This is a genomic window from Photobacterium sp. DNB22_13_2, assembly GCF_052873915.1.
The window spans coordinates 155,294-174,406 of record NZ_JBNNXU010000004.1 but is presented as its reverse complement, the minus strand read 5'-3'; the positions used below and the strand labels follow the sequence as shown (position 1 = coordinate 174,406).

At 44.0% G+C, this 19,113-nt stretch carries 20 protein-coding genes, 1 pseudogene and 1 riboswitch; of the genes and pseudogenes, 9 read left to right on the top strand and 12 right to left on the bottom strand.

Features of this window, described 5'->3' with window-relative positions; all coding sequences use genetic code 11:
* Positions 1-77: 77 nt before the first annotated feature.
* Positions 78-530, bottom strand: a complete 453-nt coding sequence (locus ACVA58_RS08325; RefSeq protein ID WP_255043173.1) for a DUF3069 domain-containing protein — start codon at positions 528-530, stop codon at positions 78-80.
* 336 nt (positions 531-866) lie between these two features.
* Between ACVA58_RS08325 and ACVA58_RS08320 the strand changes: the two genes are divergently transcribed.
* The 5 genes from ACVA58_RS08320 to ACVA58_RS08300 all read left to right on the top strand — a co-directional run bounded on the left by ACVA58_RS08320 (position 867) and on the right by ACVA58_RS08300 (position 4,625).
* A complete protein-coding gene (locus ACVA58_RS08320) occupies positions 867-1,814 on the top strand; it encodes a GGDEF domain-containing response regulator (RefSeq protein WP_446509966.1) in 948 nt (315 codons plus the stop codon).
* A gap of 249 nt (positions 1,815-2,063) precedes the next feature.
* On the top strand, positions 2,064-2,732 hold the full coding sequence (locus ACVA58_RS08315) for a YceH family protein (RefSeq protein ID WP_446509965.1): 669 nt from the start codon (positions 2,064-2,066) through the stop codon (positions 2,730-2,732).
* Positions 2,733-2,812: 80 nt separating this feature from the next.
* A complete protein-coding gene (locus ACVA58_RS08310) occupies positions 2,813-3,145 on the top strand; it encodes a GIY-YIG nuclease family protein (RefSeq protein ID WP_446510148.1) in 333 nt (110 codons plus the stop codon).
* A gap of 176 nt (positions 3,146-3,321) precedes the next feature.
* The gene (locus ACVA58_RS08305; protein ID WP_446505745.1) at positions 3,322-3,861 is read left to right on the top strand and encodes a YaeQ family protein; all 540 of its coding nucleotides are present in this window, start codon (positions 3,322-3,324) and stop codon (positions 3,859-3,861) included.
* A 119-nt stretch (positions 3,862-3,980) separates the two neighbouring features.
* Entirely contained in the window at positions 3,981-4,625 is a 645-nt protein-coding gene (locus ACVA58_RS08300; RefSeq protein ID WP_446509964.1) for a YdcF family protein, read from the top strand.
* Positions 4,626-4,750: 125 nt separating this feature from the next.
* Here ACVA58_RS08300 and tenA read toward each other — a convergent pair whose 3' ends face one another.
* The 6 genes and pseudogenes from tenA to ACVA58_RS08270 form a co-directional block, all read right to left on the bottom strand.
* On the bottom strand, positions 4,751-5,416 hold the full coding sequence (tenA, locus tag ACVA58_RS08295) for a thiaminase II (RefSeq protein WP_446509963.1): 666 nt from the start codon (positions 5,414-5,416) through the stop codon (positions 4,751-4,753).
* A 31-nt stretch (positions 5,417-5,447) separates the two neighbouring features.
* Positions 5,448-6,407: an ABC transporter substrate-binding protein gene (locus ACVA58_RS08290; protein ID WP_446509962.1), complete on the bottom strand. Its 960-nt coding sequence runs from the start codon at positions 6,405-6,407 to the stop codon at positions 5,448-5,450.
* Positions 6,408-6,459: 52 nt separating this feature from the next.
* A pseudogene (locus ACVA58_RS08285) lies at positions 6,460-7,176 on the bottom strand (ABC transporter permease); the annotation flags it as partial.
* Positions 7,177-7,288: 112 nt separating this feature from the next.
* Positions 7,289-8,059 carry an ABC transporter ATP-binding protein gene (locus tag ACVA58_RS08280; RefSeq protein ID WP_446509961.1) on the bottom strand — a complete coding sequence of 257 codons (771 nt, stop codon included), beginning with the start codon at positions 8,057-8,059 and terminating at the stop codon, positions 7,289-7,291.
* Positions 8,060-8,079: 20 nt separating this feature from the next.
* Positions 8,080-8,907 (bottom strand): bifunctional hydroxymethylpyrimidine kinase/phosphomethylpyrimidine kinase, encoded by an 828-nt coding sequence (thiD, locus tag ACVA58_RS08275; RefSeq protein WP_446509960.1) that lies wholly within the window; start codon positions 8,905-8,907, stop codon positions 8,080-8,082.
* Positions 8,908-8,968: 61 nt separating this feature from the next.
* A riboswitch (TPP riboswitch) is annotated at positions 8,969-9,067 on the bottom strand.
* Between the two features lie 198 nt (positions 9,068-9,265).
* Positions 9,266-9,838, bottom strand: coding sequence for a PhnA domain-containing protein (locus ACVA58_RS08270; RefSeq protein WP_446509959.1), 573 nt, complete (start codon positions 9,836-9,838; stop codon positions 9,266-9,268).
* Positions 9,839-10,091: 253 nt separating this feature from the next.
* Here ACVA58_RS08270 and ACVA58_RS08265 point away from each other — a divergent pair, with 253 nt between their 5' ends.
* Positions 10,092-10,580: a hypothetical protein gene (locus tag ACVA58_RS08265; protein WP_446509958.1), complete on the top strand. Its 489-nt coding sequence runs from the start codon at positions 10,092-10,094 to the stop codon at positions 10,578-10,580.
* A gap of 214 nt (positions 10,581-10,794) precedes the next feature.
* On the top strand, positions 10,795-12,006 hold the full coding sequence (locus tag ACVA58_RS08260; RefSeq protein ID WP_446509957.1) for a S1 family peptidase: 1,212 nt from the start codon (positions 10,795-10,797) through the stop codon (positions 12,004-12,006).
* 76 nt (positions 12,007-12,082) lie between these two features.
* Here the strand turns inward: ACVA58_RS08260 and ACVA58_RS08255 are convergent, their stop codons facing one another.
* Positions 12,083-13,369: a cytosine deaminase gene (locus ACVA58_RS08255; protein WP_446509956.1), complete on the bottom strand. Its 1,287-nt coding sequence runs from the start codon at positions 13,367-13,369 to the stop codon at positions 12,083-12,085.
* 12 nt (positions 13,370-13,381) lie between these two features.
* Positions 13,382-14,623: a cytosine permease gene (gene codB / locus ACVA58_RS08250; protein WP_446509955.1), complete on the bottom strand. Its 1,242-nt coding sequence runs from the start codon at positions 14,621-14,623 to the stop codon at positions 13,382-13,384.
* Between the two features lie 806 nt (positions 14,624-15,429).
* Here codB and ACVA58_RS08245 point away from each other — a divergent pair.
* Positions 15,430-16,095: a response regulator transcription factor gene (locus tag ACVA58_RS08245; RefSeq protein WP_446509954.1), complete on the top strand. Its 666-nt coding sequence runs from the start codon at positions 15,430-15,432 to the stop codon at positions 16,093-16,095.
* A 40-nt stretch (positions 16,096-16,135) separates the two neighbouring features.
* Here the strand turns inward: ACVA58_RS08245 and ACVA58_RS08240 are convergent, their stop codons facing one another.
* The 3 genes from ACVA58_RS08240 to ACVA58_RS08230 form a co-directional block, all read right to left on the bottom strand.
* The gene (locus ACVA58_RS08240; RefSeq protein WP_036821101.1) at positions 16,136-16,399 is read right to left on the bottom strand and encodes an Lpp/OprI family alanine-zipper lipoprotein; all 264 of its coding nucleotides are present in this window, start codon (positions 16,397-16,399) and stop codon (positions 16,136-16,138) included.
* Between the two features lie 177 nt (positions 16,400-16,576).
* Positions 16,577-17,170: an SCO family protein gene (locus ACVA58_RS08235; protein ID WP_446509953.1), complete on the bottom strand. Its 594-nt coding sequence runs from the start codon at positions 17,168-17,170 to the stop codon at positions 16,577-16,579.
* Complete coding sequence (locus ACVA58_RS08230; RefSeq protein ID WP_446509952.1) at positions 17,167-17,649, bottom strand: hypothetical protein; 483 nt, start codon at positions 17,647-17,649, stop codon at positions 17,167-17,169. Before ACVA58_RS08230 ends, ACVA58_RS08235 begins: the two co-directional genes overlap by 4 nt.
* Positions 17,650-17,980: 331 nt before the next feature.
* On the opposite strand from ACVA58_RS08230, the gene ansB reads away from it, so the two are divergent.
* Complete coding sequence (gene ansB / locus ACVA58_RS08225; RefSeq protein WP_446509951.1) at positions 17,981-19,042, top strand: L-asparaginase 2; 1,062 nt, start codon at positions 17,981-17,983, stop codon at positions 19,040-19,042.
* Positions 19,043-19,113: the final 71 nt, after the last annotated feature.

Sequence of the window (19,113 nt, the reverse complement as noted above, 5' to 3'; positions counted from 1 at the left end):
GTTCAAGCTGCTTAGATAAAAACAGGGAGGGCATAAAGGCCCTCCCGAGTATCAAACAATTTTGAATTGTTAAATGCTTATTTCTTGAAAATTTCCAGAAACTCACGCTTCATCGGCGGGTTTCGACGGGCTTTTTTCAATTGCTTACCCATATCTTTCACACAGTTGTGAAGTACTCGATCAAGCGTCACTGCTTTATAGTCGGTGTACTCTTCTTCAGTCATATCTGAAGGCTTCTCTGTTTCTTGCATTTCACCAAGGAAGTCTACACCTGAGTAACTCTGGCTTAGAGCGACCAACGCGTGGAACTGCTCGAAGTTATCCAGTACATTTTGTGCGCTTGCTGGTAGTTGATCCCAAGCTTCACGTGAACTTGGTTCAGACGCTTTGTAAACGTTAATTAGCATGTCAAGAAGTTCTTCTGGTACTTCTTCAAACTCAACAACTTGACGTAGTTCTGGTGAACAATCGTCAAGCGTGAATTTCACTTCTTCAATGGTTTGATCTTCTTTTTTCTCGATGTCAGACATAGCTAATTCCTAAAGCATGAATTGTTTAAGGGAGGGAATCCTAAAGCCCTCTATCTAAAAGTCAACAGATATACCTAAGCTACTTTAAGTAACTTGGGTATAAGATAGCGTAATAACCGAAGTAGTCACGTTAAATTGCTCACGTTTAGACCTTTTTAGGCCTTTTGATCGGTAAAGCCTATAGAGGGTTAAAAGGGGATATGCGCTTGTTTGAAACTAGAGGGCGTTAACGAATGTCCAACATGTTGGACAAAGTTATCGATGATAGCGAAAAGGCGAGTTAATCTGTGCTATAAATAGTTTAAGGAATAGTCAATATATCAATAGGATGCTTAAATGGAAGCGATGCGGATATTACTGGTTGATGATGTGCATCTAGAAAGAATGCAACTGGCTATGCGGTTACAGCGACTGGGGCATGTAGTCGAAGCCGTCGCCTCAGGTCATGAGGCCATTGAAAAATATCCGCTGTTTGATCCTGACTTACTTTTGCTCGATGTCAGTATGCCGGATATGAGTGGCACTGAGGTTGCAGAGCAGATTCGAATCAAACATCCTGATTGGGTGCCGATTATCTTCCTTAGCGGTCACGACGAGCCGGAAATGATTGCCAAGGCCATTGACATGGGCGGGGATGATTACATTGTCAAACCGGTAAACAAAATTGTACTGGCAGCAAAACTAAAGGCGATGCAGCGAATTGCTCATATGCGTCATCAGCTAAAAGATACAACAAGAAGTCTTGAGCAAGCCAATGAAAGGCTTTCACAACAGGTAAATGAAGATGGCCTGACAAAGCTGGCGAACCGTCGTTACCTTGATACAAAACTCGCAGAGTTTATCTCTTGGCATGGCCGTAATAACTTCCCCTTTACGCTCATCATGCTTGATGTCGATCACTTTAAGCTATTCAATGATCATTATGGGCATCTTGAAGGTGACCGATGCTTACAAGCGGTTTCATCTGAGCTCAAAAAGAACTTCAGTCGAGCCGGCGAAATCGCGGCCCGTTACGGCGGTGAAGAATTCGTGATCGCCCTGAGTAATTGTGATAAAACGCGTGCGGTTCGTGAATGTGAGCGACTTAAAGAGTGTATACAGAAGCTTGAAATACCTCACTCCAAATCGACCACGGCTGAAATTGTTACTGTCAGCCAAGGGATGGTGTCTTGGGTACCAACTGGCCTGGAGACAGTGGAAAATATGTACCAAATTGTCGACCGTGTGCTTTACAAAGCTAAAGAGCAAGGCAGAAATCGTTTCGTTGCCGCTGAATTTACCTAGGGCCTGAGAGCTTCGTCCCTCCTTATTCTTTGATCTACTTAACACTTTGTACTTTACCATGCGTTATTTGGCTGTTTTACAGCCAAATAACCTTTTCACTGCTTGCTGTAACTAACCGCAATGATAATCTGCTGTTAAGCAGTATATATTCTCTTGGGTAGCAGTGAATCCTTTGTGCAGATACAGCCTTGGTATCGTCTATGCTCAATGGAATTTGTATTGTAAATAAGAAAAAGGTGAGGGAAGATCATGGATATTTGCTTTTCGCAGACAGAAGCACGCGTGTTAGGTTGCATGCTTGAAAAAGAGGTGACCACACCTGATCAGTACCCATTAACACTGAACGCATTGACGACAGCTTGTAATCAAAAGAGTAACCGTGAACCAGTGATGTCATTAGATGACGCCACTGTGCAAGATACGATAGAAGCATTAAAAGCAAAGCGATTTATTCAAGAAGTTACCGCGGGAACAGGGAGTCGGGTTGCAAAATACCAGCATCGTTTTTGCAACACTGAGTTCAGTACTTTCCAGTTTAGCCAACAAGAAAAAGCGATTATTTGTGTAATGTTGCTACGCGGACCTCAGTCGCCGGGTGAACTACGCACACGTACCAATCGCCTTTGTAGTTTTTCTGATGTGAAGGAAGTTGAGTCAGTACTCGATAAGCTATCTGAACATTCCAAAGGACCATTTGTTGTTAGGTTGCCTAAAGAATCGGGTAAACGTGACTTTCGTTATATGCATTTGTTAAGTGGCGAGGTGGATATCGAAGCCCTGAAGCAGCAAAGTTTTTCGATAGCTGCAACAGCTTCTTCTCCAACATCTGAGCGCCTAACAACACTGGAAGAAGAAGTTGAAGAGCTTAAAAAAGAAGTCGAAGAATTAAAAGCCCTGCTTGAATCTTTAACGTCATGAGTGTTCAATATCAGAAGTAGATTGCGTAGATGATATCAGCCCAGCAAACGCTGGGCTTTTTTGTAAGGGTAAACAGAAACATGAGCGGCTCTCAGCATGACCAGCCCAAAGAGATTGATACTGAATTGAATAAAGTTGGAAAATGGTCGGTCTATTTAATTAGGACGGCAGCCAATCAATTGTATTGTGGTGTCACCACAGATGTCGAAAGACGTTTTAATGAACACCAATCCTCCAAACGCGGGGCCAAATTCTTAAGAGGGAAGGGGCCATTACAATTATCTTGGTCTGAATGCGTGGGTGATAAACGCTTGGCCATGCAGCTTGAATATCGTATCAAGCGGTTGCCTAAGTGTACCAAGGAGCAACTCGTTGCAGGCAGTCTTAGTGTGTTTGGTTTGGTTGAAAAATGAACTATGGCAGTTAAAAGAACGTATGAATGTTCATTAATTGTTTTTTTTTAACTATAAATTACCTCTAAATTGTTTTTTTAGCGTCTGCTAGTCAATTGAAATTGAACCTTCTCTTTGTTCAATCTACACTGCGCATATCATTTTGTATTATTTTTTTATTTTCCCAGGACATTCTTATGGCACTTAAAGCCACTATCTACAAAGCTCAGTTCAACGTTGCGGATCTTGACCGTCATGTGTACATCGATAAACAGCATACACTGGCGTGTCACCCATCAGAAACGCTGCAACGCCTGATGCTTCGCCTAGTTGCATGGGGCTTCAATGCTGATGAGGATTTGCAGTATACAAAAGGACTCTGTGAGGCGGACGAGCCAGCATTATGGAAGAAAAGCCTGACTGATGATATTGAGCTTTGGATTGACCTAGGCTTACCAGACGAGAAGCGACTGAAGAAAGCAGCTCATAAGTCGGACAAAGTTATCATTGTTGCATACGGTGATAACGCTGCTCCTGTATGGTGGAAGCAGCATCAGGCAAAGATTAGCCAATACGGAAATATCTCAGTTGTTTTCTTCAATGATGAGACTCTCGCAGAACTCGAGTCTATGGTTGAACGTTCAATGAACCTTCAATTGACGATTGAGGCCGATCAAGGGTGGCTGATGCTAGGTGATAAGAGTTGCACCCTGACTCCAGAGTGGTGGCTACGCTAATTCAAATGGATGAGCAAAGGTGATTGTCACTCAATAGTCATCGAATCCCTTCATTATATCCTCACTTGCTGCCTGTTGTTCAGGCAGCGTTTGCATCTTCAGCGATAAGGAGTATTGCGATGCCATCAACTGTGCATGCGTTAGCAACAAAGGTGTGGAACTATCACCACCTTAACCACACTCTCACTCCAAGTGATTGTATCTTTGTGCTCTGTAGTAATGATATTCGAGTGGCAGAATATGCCGCGTCATTGTTTCTCGAGGGCTATGCACCATACATCATTTTTTCTGGTGGCGAAGGTGAGCTAACACGAGGCATGTATAAAGGCTCTGAAGCCGAAGCCTTTGCGGAAGTGGCATTGGATATGGGCGTACCACAGCATGCTATTCTACTCGAGCCGCAATCGACGAATACAGGTGAAAATGTTCAGTTCACCCGCGCGCTGCTTGAAATGAAGGGGCTAGACCCAGAGAGCCTGATTATAGTTCAGAAACCCTTTATGGAAAGGCGTGCCTATGCAACATTTCAGCAGAACTGGCCGGGCAAAAAGGTTATGGCTACTTCTCCGAATATTGATTTTGATGAATACCCAAATGAAACCTTGTCCTACAGCGATGTCATTAATGTGATGTTAGGAGATCTGCAAAGGATCAAGGTCTACCCCTGTTACGGTTATTCGGTTGAGCAAGAGATCCCTGAAGATGTGTGGAAAGCCTTCCAACAGTTAGTCGATATTGGCTTTAAAGAACATTTGATCGCGTAAGTTGGAGCTGAGCTAGTGTATCCTGGCATTCACTCATCTATCTGATGCATCCGAACATATTCTTTGATAAATGAAAGCCCTGCGAATGTTGACAGGGCTTTTGCAAGTTCTCAATATGACATTACTTATTGCACTGCATTCATACCTTGTTGCCAGAAGGCTACTTCCATGCGCGTTGCGGTTTTAAATATTTCACATAAGCGCTGCCCACGTCGGCTGTGAAGCGGGATTTCTTCTAGCATTTTGTCTAACCGACGGATAGTTTCATCAACGCCGGATTGAAAATCTTCACCGCTGTATAGCTCAATCCAACTGCGATAAGGGTTGCCCTCCAAAACAGTTTGTTGCCAGCTCGCAAGACGCTTACCGATCACTGCATAACCGATTGCACAAGGTGCTAGAGCGGCAAATAAGTCAGTACGGTCGCCAGCCATCCCGGTATCCAATACATAGCGCGTATAGCTGACAGTGCCGAAATCCTCAGGCTCTCCCTCCATATCCGCTTCGGTCAATCCCCATGTTGAGCAATACTCTACATGGTGCGACATCTCCGTTTCTAGTAGTGCGGTAAGGCTAGGCAGGGGCTCACGCATTTCTTCAAGGGTAGTTGATTTAAAAATAGCTAAGGCATAAGCGCGGGCATAGTGTTTTAGGAATAGGAAATCTTGCTTGAGGTAGTGCAAATACGCATGCTTATTCAATGAAGACATAGCCAATTGGTTTACGAAGTCATGCTCGGTATATTCATTCCAGTCTTGCTGGCAGTAGCTGATCAAATCTTGATGGTTCATGGTGAGTCCTTAAAGCTTAAATATGTAATGTTTAAAATGTCAGCACGTAGTCTTTGGCTTCAGGCAGCGTTTTTATGATGTCGTGCTGCTTCATAAACTCGGCATACTCGTCATAGCGTTTTAGCTCTACAGCGCCTGGGCGAAGGGCAAAACGAGTCAATGTATCTTCCCAAGCTCGGCGGTTCAGGTCGTTATTTAACGTATCAGGTGAGTAGGCAACAAACTCCTTCCACGCCTGCTCTGGATGGTTGATCAGATAGACCGTTGCTTTTTCAATAGCAGTGTTGAACTTAGTGATCGTTTCAGGATTGTATTTATGCTTGTTGGCGACAAAAATCAGCTCGTCGTATGGTGGTACACCATGCTCTTCTGGGAAAAAGGCCGTCGCATCATAGCCTTCGATAGATAATTGGTTTAGTTCGAAATTACGCAGGCCTCCCCAAATAGCATCCACTTTTCCTGATGCAAGAGAAGAAGATAGCGCCCAGCCAACATTGATAATCTTTACGCTATCCATATCAACGCCTTCTGAACGTAACATGGTGCCGATAGTTGCTTCCTCGTTACCGCCAATAGCAACACCTATATTCTTTCCTTTCAGATCGGCCATTGATTTAATGCCTGACTTATCTAGCACGATCAATGAATTCAATGGACCTGAAATTAATGTTGCTGAACGGACGAGGGGGAGTTCAGCAGCAATACTGGAAATCAATGTACTTTGGTATGAAACAGCAAGGTCGATACGACCAGCTGCAACTAACTTGTCCGGGACGCTTGGGTCTGCGGGCTCTTGAATTTGAACTTCTAGCCCTTGCTCAGCAAACCAGCCTTTCTCTTTTGCAAGAATAATCGGGCCATGGTTTGGGTTAACGAACCAGTCCAGCATCAGAGTCACTTTCTCTTCGGCTGAAGCGCTAAAAGAAGCAATCATTAACGCTGCGGCGGCAATAAGTTGCGGTTTACCCGCTCTAAAAAAAGTGGATTTCATTCTATTTCCTTGTTGTTGAGCGAAGAAAGCATTCCGTTTTTGTAGGAGCTAACTATTGGCTTTGCCATGGAATGGCTTTTTTTAATAAAAGGTCGGTTATGAAGTACAGGCTGATTGAGAAAAACGCCAAGATAAACAAAGCGGCAAACATCTCATCAACAAACATGCGAGCGTTGGCTTGTAGCATCAGATATCCCAGCCCTTCACTGGAACCAACCCATTCACCTATAACGGCACCGATTGGTGCGACGACGACAGCAACACGTATACCTGAAGCTAACGCGGGTAAGGCAGCCGGCAGCCGAATACGCCATAATAATTGCCAGCGGCTTGCCCCCATTGTCGTAGCCAAGTCTAGGTAGCCCTTAGGTGTATGACGTAGACCGTCATAGCAACAGGTGGTGACGGGAAAGAAAATGATTAGAGCTGCCATCACTATCTTTGATGCAATACCGTAACCAAGCCACAGCATCAGAATCGGTGCAATGGCGAAAACAGGTATTGCTTGACTGGTGATCAAGATAGGTAGCAGCCAACGACGAAGGGGTTCGAACACCAGCATTTGCAGGGCGAAAAACAACCCCATTGCCAAGCCCAGAATAAGGCCAAAAAGTACTTCAGTCCCAGTTACTAGCGTATGGTGCCATAGAACATCTGCACGCTCTATTAGCTTGGTCAGAACAGCAATAGGCCCTGGCAGGATAAATGATGGAAGCTCGAAAACAACTACGCTGGCTTGCCATAAGCCCAAGATGATAGACACACTAATAACGAAGCGGAGTAGATGCTGCGAGGCCAATGACGTAGCGCCTTTCCCTGCTTGTGGATTCGCTGTCTGATGTTCAAGTAAGGGATTGCTCAATTTGGCCGACATGGATTGATCAGACATAGTCATTCTCCAGTTCGTTGATAATACCTTGCTGGAGGGCTGCAAGCTCACCATCAAATTGGCGAGGTGGCGTATTTAATGGAACGGGTAATGGTTTAATTGATGCTGGAGAGCCAGCCATCATGTAAATATGATGGCCAAGCCGCAGTGCTTCTTGGGGATCATGGGTGATCAACAAGACTGTTTTATCTGCAAGCAGGGTTGCAGACAATGACTGTAATTTATGCCGCGTTACCGCATCTAGTGCAGAGAAAGGCTCATCCATTAGGACTATTGGTTTGTCTTGCATCAAGGTACGGGCAAGTGCCACACGTTGACGCATACCACCAGACAGTTGACTGGGCATGGAATCTGCCTGATCTGCTAGTCCTACCGCATCTAGCAGTGATAATGCCTTTTGCTTGTCGATGTTTTTTGATGAACCAAAGCGTGCACTCAGGCAAACATTATCGATAACATTGAGCCATGGCAAGAGAAGATCTTGCTGTGCCATATAGGCCAGATTGCCACCAAGTGGTAATGCATTGCTGGTCGTGATACTGCCATTCCAGACCACATTATCTTCGAGTAAACCGGCAAGGTGACGAAGCAGGGTGGTTTTACCGCAGCCACTTTTACCAAGCAGGCATGTCCATTTTCTTGCTGGTAGCGTCACATCTAGCTGTTTGAACAATGGATGCTCTGCATCATTATATCGAAGCGTTAGCTGCTCAATAGTGATAGTCATCCCCACGGCTTTGTCAGCACTAAGAGTGTTATTCATTTTGTTTACAGCTTCCATTATTACTCAGGCTTAAAGTGGCCGGAAAAAAAATGGTTTACCGGACCATGTCCTGAGCCGATTTGCAGCTCATCTGCATGAGCGATAGCCTTAGTGATATAGCTTTTGGCATGTCGAACCGCGTCTTCTAGCGGGTATTCTTGGGCAAGGAAGGAGGCCGTAGCCGCCGAAAGTGTACACCCAGTACCGTGGGTATTGCGGGTTGCAATTCGTGGTGTGCTCATGCGAATAACGTCATTTTCAAGGATGAGTAAATCCGTACTGAAGTCATCTTTTTCTAGGTGGCCACCTTTAAGCAGAATGGAACGTGAGCCAATTTCACGTAAAGCAGTGATCATTTCAGACATTTGCTGTTCGGTTTCTGGAAGCGTAGAGCCGATTAAGGCTGCAGCTTCAGGGAGGTTTGGTGTAATCACATCAGCAAGGGGAAGTAGCTCTAATTTGAGCGTTGAGATGGCATCTTGCTCAAGCAAAAGGTCACCACTAGTCGCCACCATGACGGGATCAATAACCAAGAATGTTGGCTGGTATTGGCGCAGTTTCTTGGCGACCATGCGAATGATGTTTGCATCACTTAACATGCCAATCTTAACGGCCTTTACATCTAGGTCTGTAAATACGGCATCGAGCTGTTGTTCTACAAATGCTGGGTCAATGCCTAGAATCCCAGTAACACCCTGGGTATTTTGTGCTGTAAGGGCTGTGATAACAGAACAGGCATAACCACCGGTTGCTGAGATCGCCTTGATATCGGCTTGAATGCCTGCACCACCGCCACTGTCAGAGCCAGCAATAGTAAGGGTAATAGGAGTGTTTGAAGAAATTGGCATAGTTACCTCTATCAAAGACGTAAGGTAGCCAATGCCATCGAACCTTTGCGGGGTGCGAGATAGGGCAGTACAGCTAGTTCCCTACGCCATTATTAAATGGATCAGGTTCAACGGGTCCCACTACGTGGTCTCAGCGCTCGGCGCTCCCCGACTAACGGACAAAATATTACTTATCTAGTCAATATTGAATATTGACCTGAAAAAAGGTTTTCGAGCTTAAATGCCTGAAGATGTGACTAATCTAAACATGTTTTTTAAAGTAGGGCAAACATGTTAGGAATAAAATGAGGTGATGGATGAAGAAAAATACAGAAGAGAAATGAATTGGCAGCCACGGTGTGTGTGGCTGCCAGTTTAATTACATCTTTTTACAGTATGCAGCAATAATAACCATATTGGTGCCCGCTGCTTTACCGGAAACATGCAGAGGGTTGTCAGTCAGGCGGATACCACGTACAGCGGTACCTTGCTTGATCACAAGGTTAGAGCCTTTTACTGGCAGATCTTTAATGATAGTTACATTGTCACCTGCCTGTAGAGCAGTGCCGTTTACATCAACAGTCTTAATCGCATCAAGCTCAGCAAGTGCAATGCCTTTCTCTGCCCATTCGATCATGTCTTCTTCCATATACAACATATCGAGCAAATCTTGTGCCCAAGTTTCTGAAGAAAGACGTTTTAGCAAGCGGTAAGCCATTACCTGAACCGCTGGTTCTTGGCTCCACATGCTGTCGTTTAGACAACGCCAGTGGTTCTGGTCCAGAGCTTCAGCATCTTCGATTTCTGTACGGCAAGTACCACATACCATCACACAGCTACCTGCTGTTTGATCAGGAGACGCAGGTACTTCATAAACGCTCAGGTTGTCTTCTGAACTACACAGTTCACATTTAGCGCCAGAGCGCTCTTTAACGATCGATTCAATGCTCATAGGAAAATTCCAAGGAAGTGTAATGGTGTTAGCTACCATACAGGTAACTATTCTGTTTATTATGCCATTTAATTTTGAGAAGGAAAGGAATCAAGATCAAGATCACAATACCCTCATTAACATACGTTTAAAAAACAGCCTGATTTAAGGCTTAAGTAAAAATATTGCAACAGAATTGTGGGGAGTATTGTTGAATTGAGACTAAGATCAAAGTGCCTAAACAAGTAGTTATAGAAAAATTATAGGAATATATATGAAGAAGGCACTTTTTTTACTTTCGGCTTTAGCACTTATTGGGTGTGATGATGACGATGTGGTCAATACCGTGTCGGGAAATGCGGAAGTCTTTGCGGTTACCGGCGCTGATGTTGGTGGAGCGCAAGGTTACACCAGTATTGATCGTATTGAGAACGAATACCCGATTACATTGCCTGATGAGTTTCCTGCAGGGGCTGAGGACGATTTGGATAATAAGCTGGGATCGCTAGGTATTGAGATTGAAGATACTGGTTGCGGCATGATTGACACCACAGGTGACGTTTGTTTTGGTGCAGGAAGTGATACGGTTTGTGTACCTGATGAAGTCAACAAGTTGGGGATTAAGCTATATACCATTGGTATTGATGAGGTCAAACGTGCATATGATAATGGCTTCTACCCGAAACTAGCAGCCGACTTGTTAGGCGATACTTATGCGAATTTTGATATTGAACGCGTAAGCTGCTCGAGTATCGGATTGTAGGCTGAATACGTTTCTGTGTTATTAGTGGTGCTATTAAAAGCGAGCAGGCCTCGCTTCTAATATTTCTACATAGCTAAAACTCTTGTGCTGCTGTTGCATTATTACGGATTAGTTTCTTTATATGCATCGCAAAAGATATTTTGATATCAACGTTGTGTAATTAGTTTTGTTAGCGTTATCAGAAGCAGAAAATTACATTACAGAGTTGATTATAATGAAAAAGCAGTGGTTTAAAGGACTGGCTCTGCTTCCTTTGTTTGTCGCAGGGGAGTGTTTTGCATCGGATATATCAAGTTATGTTGTCGGAGGTAAACCAGTTAAGCCAAGTGAGGATTATTCATGGATGGCTTCGGTGAGAAATACGACCCAGGATACTTCTCATTTTTGCGGTGGCAGCGTTGTTAACGAAAATTGGGTATTAACGGCTGCACACTGTGTCGTGCAGCTACAGGCTGGCGGAAAATACGGTGTTGTGCCTCCTAATCAGTTGGCCGTGATGGTTGGCAGTCTTACCACGGAAGTCACCGAGCTAGCCCATCTCTATCCGGTAACTCATGTCGTTGTCTACCCGAAATATTCGCCAGATCCTGAGATTAAAGTCACGATCGAAAGCGATGGTTCAACCTCTATAGAAGTGCTTAGCCTCGCACTGGATAACGATATCGCATTGCTCCGTATAAAAGGGCGTTTTCCAAGTGATGCAATTTCACCGGTAACGCTTGCAACTAGCGATATGGCCAACGATATTCAGAATCTACTTGATGAGCAATGGGATGATACGTTAAGACCTGAAAATGTACTGGTATCAGGCTGGGGTTCGACTAATAAAGACGGAACCGACATTGCTGATACGTTGATGGCCTCCAAGCTTTCGTTTTTACCAACGACAGAGTGCTTTAACCGATTAGAGCTAGGCAACGATACTCATTATATTTTAGACAGTCCTGCCAACCAGACAAAGGTATGTGCTTTGCCGCCTGATCTTGTATTTGACCAGGATGGCAATTCCCAAGGTTACGGACCCGACGCGTGTAAAGGAGATAGCGGAGGCCCGTTACTGGCAAAAGGTCCCGATGACCGTTGGGTGCAAATTGGTGTGGTGAGTGGAGGTCCGCTGGGCAGTCCACTATGCGGGGCATACCTTAGGCCGGGTTTCTATGCGCGGGTCGGCACATATTATGATTGGATAGAGCAGACTGTCGGTACCATACCTGATGCGCCGATATCAACGCCCGACTTTATTGGTGACGCCGATTCCGACGGCTCAGGCAAAGAGGATGAGGTCAACAAAGACTGCGATCCCAATGTTTCCGGAATCAGCCCCAATAACTGTGTACTGGAATCGTCGAGTGGTGGGGGAACTGTACATATTTTGGGATTAGCCAGCTTGTTAGGGCTTTTGTATTTTAGACGACGTTATCAGTAGGTGATAACAAGTCATGTGTCCTAAAACAAATCAGCCACCCAGTAGGGTGGCTGACATTTATTAGCGATTTAGAGACTTAGCGACGGAATGAGACAGACTCTTTACCTTCAGCTAATTCGATATGGGTAACAGCTGGCTGTGTTTCAGCAATCACGTTACCTGCACGGATAGAATAACGTACAGGTACCTGACGGCGTACTGCATCAAAGCCATTCTCAGCAGGAAGGATTAGCAGGTTACCTGGGTTACCTAATTCGATGCCGTAGCTGTGCTGGATGTTCAGTGTTTTAGCAGAGTTGGTACTAATCAAATCCAGAGATTGATTGATTTGGTCATAACCCATGACTTGGCAAACATGCAGCCCCATATGCAGGACTTGCATCATGTTGGCAGTGCCGAGAGGATACCATGGGTCAAAAACATCATCATGACCGAAGCAGACGTTGATCTCTGATGCCAGCATTTCCTTCACTCGAGTCACACCACGACGTTTAGGGTAGTCATCAAAACGGCCTTGTAAGTGAATATTGACCAGTGGGTTTGCGACAAAGTTGATACCTGACATTTTTAACAGGCGGAACAGTCGTGATGCATAAGCACCGTTGTAAGAATGCATAGCCGTAGTGTGGCTAGCCGTTACCTTCTCACCCATTTCGAATTTATGGGCCAACGCGGCAAGGGTTTCCACAAAGCGTGATTGCTCATCATCGATTTCATCACAGTGGACATCAATGAGGCAATCGAACTTACGTGCCAACTCGAACACATAATGCAGTGACTCTATGCCATATTCGCGAGTAAATTCAAAGTGGGGGATTGCACCGATAACGTCAGCACCCAGCTTGACTGCTTCTTCCAGCAGTTCTTTGCCGTTAGGGTAGGACAAAATACCTTCTTGCGGGAATGCCACAATCTGAATGTCAACCCACTCTTTCATTTCTTCACGCACTTCTAGCATAGCTTTCAAGGCGATAAGTGTTGGGTCTGATACATCAACGTGAGTACGTACGTGCTGTACACCATTGGCGATTTGCCATTTCAGGGTCTGCTTAGCACGTGTTTTTACATCTTCAATAGAAAGCATGGACTTGCGTTCAGCCCAACGCTCAATACCTTCGAACAAGGTCCCTGATATGTTCCAGCTAGGTTCACCCGCAGTTTGGGTTGTATCTAGATGGATATGAGGCTCACAGAACGGTGCTACGGCCATACCGCCTTCGCCGTCAAGGATACGGCCAGTAAAGTCAATCTGCTCATCCATTGGCTTGATTGAGTGGAACTCACCGTCGTTAATCAGAATCTGATGCAGGCCATCCTTGCCTTTGATTGTAACGTTTTTTATTAGCATATTTGAGGTTTGCATCTTATGTCGTCCTTACGCGTTGCTTGTATAAGCTTTAGTTTCGCGATTTAGCACCGGGTTGAGAATAAGGTAACTGATAGCGCCACCTAGCACCGCATTGATTGGCACTACGCCAGGCAGAAGATGGCCTGCTGTAACACCAACAGCCACACCGATAATCGCAGCCCAGTTAACTGTTTTGAATTCGGTATTTGCAAAATCTTTATAACGATGACGGTTTTTCAAGAAATCTGCAATGATAATGCCGCCAATCGGAGGAATAGCCGCCGACAAGAAGGTTAACCAACCAACAAAGTTATTGTAGAGCCAAAGTGCACAAAGGGTGCCGATCAGACCGTTAGCCATTGAAAGGTATTTACTAGGTAATCCCGTTATGTTTGAGAAACCTAGCCCCGACGCGTATAGCGCATTATCGTTGGTGGTCCAAATGTTCAGCCCAAGCACTATTACGGCAGGAATCAGTAACCCTTGCGCAATCATCACTTCTGAAATGTCTGACTGGCCTGTTGCAGCAGCGCCAGCCGCACCGAAGATAAACATCAGTGAATTACCGATAAAGAAGGCCGTCATGGTGACCATTACTGCGCCCATGGGCTTCTTGCCAAAGCGGACAAAATCGGCAGTCAGTGTACCTGCCGAAACGAAGGAGCCAACAACCAGTGCAAGAGCCGTCGAAAATTCGATAGGGTTTTCAGGTGAAATGGCTTTTAGTCCGTCAATACCACCAGTGCTACCGACAGCTTCAAATACAGAGTAGCCACCAAGAAGGGCAATCGCAGGCACGGCGATGGCAGAAAGCACCATCAAAGCCGCGATACCAAAGTAAACGGTCGCCGTCATTAGCAGGCCAGAGATCAGAATGAGAATATTAGTATCGATGCCTGTTGCTTTATGAACTGGGATAGCAAACATCGCTACACCTACGCCAAACCAACCGACCTGTGTACCGCCAAGAAGTAGAGAAGGCAGCCAAGAGCCTTTAGAGCCAAAGGAGAATCGAGCAAGGAGGTGAGTGGAGAGGCCAGATGATGCGCCGATGTAGCCGAGGAATGAAGTGTAAATACCGAGGATAAGGTTACCAATGAGAACAGCAAGGAAAAAATCATCATAGGAGAGGCCGGTTCCTAATGTGCCCCCTGTCCACATACTGGCTGAAAAGAAAGTCAGTCCTAGCATCACCATCGTAAGTGAAAGTACCCCTTTACGTGCCGACTGCGGCACAGGTCCTAGACTGTAGTTGTTGTCACCAGCCATTGAAACACCTCAAGCGTCATTTAAATAATAGTTATGATTTCCAGATAAACGGCGCGTATTTTAGTGACTGAAAATATTATGTCAATTAGCTTTTTGCTTGGTTTTGTTGTTTTTATCTTTATTGTGTAATATTCCATTTAAATACAGTGTGTTGTGTTTTTTATTTATCTGTGGGTTTCAAAATAGAAAACGTTTTTATGGTTGTTTTTCAATTTGGTAAATGTCAAAAATAACCAAAAAATTGATTTTTACTTGTAGTATCGCATTTGTTGGGTGTGATGAGTTTTAGGTAGGATATGAAAACGATTTCTTTTGAGCTTGGATAACTATATTTGGCTTATATATTAGCATTATATGATTTTGACTTAAGTTTGATGTTGATAATGTGGCTTTGTTGGTTTTTTTTGGGTCAGTGTCTCTTTTTTATATAAAAAAGGTTGGTTTTTGGGAGCATTTAGCATTGCTAAATTGCAATATCAGCACTCGATTAGGTAAGTGTTGGGAGGCTGTGGATAACTTTGTTATCCACAAAAGTTGTGAGTAACTCTGTGGGAAATGGTTGGGAGCTAATCCCCATGCTGGCTACGGCAAAGTCAATACCTCGATTCATGAAAAATCTATAAAAACGTCATGAAAAATAGAGGTTTTTGATGTGGCTCAATTTCACTTTTTGCTAGAGAAAATAAAGCCCCTGGCTGGTTTGGCTGCACTTAGTGAGTGCTAGCCTAATTATGCTCTTGATTGGAGGGAGGAGAGGCATGATAATGCTGTTCAAATGATAATGATTTCAATTAGTGTGTTTTGCTGTGGCTAAGATCCTTGTTGTAGATGATGATATTGTTCTTTGTGAGTTGCTCCAGGAAGTGCTTGAGGAAGAGGGTTATGAAGTTCGTTGTGAGCATTGTGGAAAAACCGGACTTGCTTACTTGCAGGAGCAGCCAGTAGATCTTGTACTTTTAGATGTCATGTTACCTAATATAGACGGTATGCAGACAGCCCGAAGAATATGCCAGCGTTTTGCAACGCCAATAATCATGCTAACGGCGTTGGGCGATGAGTCTTCATTACTTGACGGTCTTCAAGCTGGGGCTGATCATTATATGGCGAAGCCATTTAAAGTCCCAGAGTTGTTGGCAAGAATAAAATCAACAATGCGACGAGTTGGCCTAGAAAAGCAACGTGGAACTAATTGTACTGGTGATATTGGTATTACTGAGCAGTTAAGACGAATACCATTTACAGGAACCGAGAGTGAACTGTTGGAGTATCTTGTTAAACATAATGGGTTAGTGGTTTCGAAAGCAGAATTGCAAAAATCCGTTTTAAAGAAAGAACTGAGTCCTTTTGATCGAAACCTTGACATGCATATAAGCAACATTCGTCGCAAAATAGTTCAATCAGGGTTACCAAAACAACATATAAAGACGGTCAGAGGGAAAGGGTATAGCTTCTTGGAAGTAGTTGGGGCTTGAAGGTAATAAAGAGTGGCGCGAGAAGCGCCACTCTTTAGTTTTACTTGCTATAAGAACTAGCAATATTGTCAATACGCTGGTTAGCTCGCATTGCTTCCTGGTATGCTGCGTCAGATGCTGCACGAGCATCGTTAACTGCACCAGCCATTTGATCTTGCTGGCTTTGTAATGCGCCTACCTGATCAGAAAGCATATCAACTTTATTGGTTAGTTGCTGCATTTGATCAACTTCATCTGAGCTAGAACAACCGATAAGTGTTGCACTCAGAATAATACCGGTAAGGATAGATAATGAACGGTTCATTTTTCTTTATTCTCCTTTGTTTGCCACTACAGACTGTTTGTTAAAAGTTCCAGTCGGCAAATTCATTATGGCAGAAGTTGCGCAAATTGCTGCTTAAAGTGAAGAAAGAGTGATATTTTTTTCTCTCAAAGATGAGAAAACCCGCCTGAGCGGGTTTATTTACGCGGAATACAGTATTTACACACCAACCTTTTCTTCTGTCAGAATGCGGTTGAAAGCATCGACTAATATATTCGGGTTTAGTGTATGTTGGACTTTTTCAACCAGGGTGCCATCGGCGCGAAGCAAATAAAAATAAGAGCTGTGATCTACCGCATATTCTAATGCCGACCCTTCTAGTTCTGTCCGCATGTATAAAACACCATACTTTTCAGCTAACGCTTTAGTCTGATCTGCATTTCCTGTCATTCCCATAATTTTTTTATGAAAATACTGAGCATATTGCGCACTCTTTTCTGGCGTGTCTCGCTCTGGATCTAAGGTGATAAAAATAGGCCATAACTTATTTAACTGTTGGTCATCGATCTGTTTGAGTGCCGCAGACAATACAGCAAGGGATGTTGGGCATACGTCAGGGCAGTGGGTGTAACCGAAGTAGATAACCCGGATACGTTGGTCGTTAGGGTTATACAAATCAATGTTTTCTTCGCCGCTTTTTAGAAGGTTGATAGGTTCACTGGTTTGAGCAACAGGAGATTGGCGATCAACAATCACGCTGGTGATAAGCCCAGCAGTCAAGGCTAATGCAAGTATAATCCATTGATATTTCACTTTATCATCCTTATTGAAACATATATTGGTTGTTGTGAGCTGTTGGCAGTTGCCGTGATTTTACCTTGCCAAGTCATTTCGTCAGACACGCAGAACGGCAATAATAATTCTCCCGAGAAACGGTCGCTACCTGTTTGTCGTTGTAAAGTCTGCCGGTATACCCCCATCATCATTTCCTCTCCTTCTAAAGTTAACTCGATGGTATCGGTTTCTGAAGGTAATGATGGCCACTCTACTTGAATTTTAGCTGCTTCCATTGGTCTGATGGTTGCTCTATCTAACGCAATTCTTTTTCCTGCTATTTCACAAGCTTCATTGCTCAAAGGGCAATGATGAGATGGGAAAGAGCCATCTTCACCAATAAATAGGAGAACCCCCGCATTTTTGATAGCAGGGTAGGCGTAGTGGAAAAAGCTGTAACTTCCTCCAAAAACCAGAAGGGCAAGGAAAACATACTTGTAACGTTTGCTGCGTACCACGGTCTGTATCATCTATCTAAGTTGCACGGATTTGTGAATCTTATCACTGACTTGGTTAATAAAATTAGACATGTGTTGAATTTTGTGAGGAGGGTAATACTTGTGAAAGGCTACATCGGTTGTAGGTTGTTAATCTTGTGATTGGGTGTTAGCAACTGTTTGTAAGGTATAGAAAATCAGTTAACTTCTTGAGCTCATACGCAAAATGTGTAATTGGGATCACTTTTTTAATATTATAAAAGGTGATGTATACCGCAAAAGTATTATCAATTTAGAATAGTATCTTACTCATTGATTCAATACTGAAATAAAAACCCATAAGGTGTTAACAATGAAGAAGAATGCTGTTTCTGTAGGGATGTTCTTAGCGGGTATGTGTTTAAGCTCAGTGAGCTTTGCTGGTGATTTACCAAACATCCAAATTTTAGCTACGGGTGGCACTATTGCCGGTGCGGGTCAATCTAGCACTGAGTCAAACTACACTTCAGGCAAAGTTGGTGTTGAAGCATTGATCGAAGCTGTGCCAGAGATGACAAAGCTAGCCGATATTTCTGGTGAGCAGGTTGTTAGCATTGGCTCGCAAGATATGAATGATGAAGTGTGGCTAACACTGTCTAAGCGAGTGAATGAGCTATTAGCAAAAGATGATGTTGATGGGATCGTAATTACCCATGGTACTGATACCATGGAAGAAACAGCATATTTCCTAGATCTTACTGTAAAAAGTGACAAGCCTGTTGTGCTTGTTGGTGCAATGCGACCTTCGACGGCAATGAGCGCAGATGGTCCAGTTAACTTGTACAATGCCGTAGTTACAGCGACGGATCCTGAATCGACTGGCCGTGGTGTGTTGGTATCTATGAATGATACGGTATTTGATGCACGCGACGTGACCAAGACCAATACAACAGCCGTTAACACTTTCCAGTCACCGAATACGGGTGCTCTAGGTTACATCCATAATGGAGATGTGAAGTATCAGCGTAGTCCAGAGCGCATGCATACAACAGAAACCGTTTTTGATGTGTCTAAGGTAGAGAGCTTACCGAAGGTAGGTATTGTTTATAACTATGCCAATGCAACAGCATTACCAGTAAAAGCCATGATGGAAGCGAATTATGATGGCATCGTTAGCGCTGGGGTGGGTAATGGTAACATGTTCCATACCATCTTTGATGAGCTAGCAAAGGCAAGTAAAGATGGCACTATGGTTGTGCGGAGTTCACGAACGCCTTCGGGTTCAACAACCTTGGATGCGGAAGTGGATGATGATAAGTATGGATTCGTGGCTGCAGGTTCTCTGAACCCTCAGAAAGCACGTATTCTTCTAATGCTTTCGTTAACACAAACTCAGGACTACCAAGACGTTCAGAAGATGTTCCAACACTACTAAGTGCAGTCTTGTGTTCAAATGAAGAAACGATAAAACTCATTGTAAGTTGATAGTCGTCAATCCAAAAGCCG

What these genes read in the sequence shown, in the direction of transcription:
- ACVA58_RS08325 (WP_255043173.1), bottom strand. Translation starts at nt 530, where the DNA reads ATGTCTGACATCGAGAAAAAAGAAGATCAAACCATTGAAGAAGTGAAA.
- ACVA58_RS08320 (WP_446509966.1), top strand. Translation starts at nt 867, where the DNA reads ATGGAAGCGATGCGGATATTACTGGTTGATGATGTGCATCTAGAAAGA.
- ACVA58_RS08315 (WP_446509965.1), top strand. Translation starts at nt 2,064, where the DNA reads ATGGATATTTGCTTTTCGCAGACAGAAGCACGCGTGTTAGGTTGCATG.
- ACVA58_RS08310 (WP_446510148.1), top strand. Translation starts at nt 2,813, where the DNA reads ATGAGCGGCTCTCAGCATGACCAGCCCAAAGAGATTGATACTGAATTG.
- ACVA58_RS08305 (WP_446505745.1), top strand. Translation starts at nt 3,322, where the DNA reads ATGGCACTTAAAGCCACTATCTACAAAGCTCAGTTCAACGTTGCGGAT.
- ACVA58_RS08300 (WP_446509964.1), top strand. Translation starts at nt 3,981, where the DNA reads ATGCCATCAACTGTGCATGCGTTAGCAACAAAGGTGTGGAACTATCAC.
- tenA (WP_446509963.1), bottom strand. Translation starts at nt 5,416, where the DNA reads ATGAACCATCAAGATTTGATCAGCTACTGCCAGCAAGACTGGAATGAA.
- ACVA58_RS08290 (WP_446509962.1), bottom strand. Translation starts at nt 6,407, where the DNA reads ATGAAATCCACTTTTTTTAGAGCGGGTAAACCGCAACTTATTGCCGCC.
- ACVA58_RS08280 (WP_446509961.1), bottom strand. Translation starts at nt 8,059, where the DNA reads ATGAATAACACTCTTAGTGCTGACAAAGCCGTGGGGATGACTATCACT.
- thiD (WP_446509960.1), bottom strand. Translation starts at nt 8,907, where the DNA reads ATGCCAATTTCTTCAAACACTCCTATTACCCTTACTATTGCTGGCTCT.
- ACVA58_RS08270 (WP_446509959.1), bottom strand. Translation starts at nt 9,838, where the DNA reads ATGAGCATTGAATCGATCGTTAAAGAGCGCTCTGGCGCTAAATGTGAA.
- ACVA58_RS08265 (WP_446509958.1), top strand. Translation starts at nt 10,092, where the DNA reads ATGAAGAAGGCACTTTTTTTACTTTCGGCTTTAGCACTTATTGGGTGT.
- ACVA58_RS08260 (WP_446509957.1), top strand. Translation starts at nt 10,795, where the DNA reads ATGAAAAAGCAGTGGTTTAAAGGACTGGCTCTGCTTCCTTTGTTTGTC.
- ACVA58_RS08255 (WP_446509956.1), bottom strand. Translation starts at nt 13,369, where the DNA reads ATGCAAACCTCAAATATGCTAATAAAAAACGTTACAATCAAAGGCAAG.
- codB (WP_446509955.1), bottom strand. Translation starts at nt 14,623, where the DNA reads ATGGCTGGTGACAACAACTACAGTCTAGGACCTGTGCCGCAGTCGGCA.
- ACVA58_RS08240 (WP_036821101.1), bottom strand. Translation starts at nt 16,399, where the DNA reads ATGAACCGTTCATTATCTATCCTTACCGGTATTATTCTGAGTGCAACA.
- ansB (WP_446509951.1), top strand. Translation starts at nt 17,981, where the DNA reads ATGAAGAAGAATGCTGTTTCTGTAGGGATGTTCTTAGCGGGTATGTGT.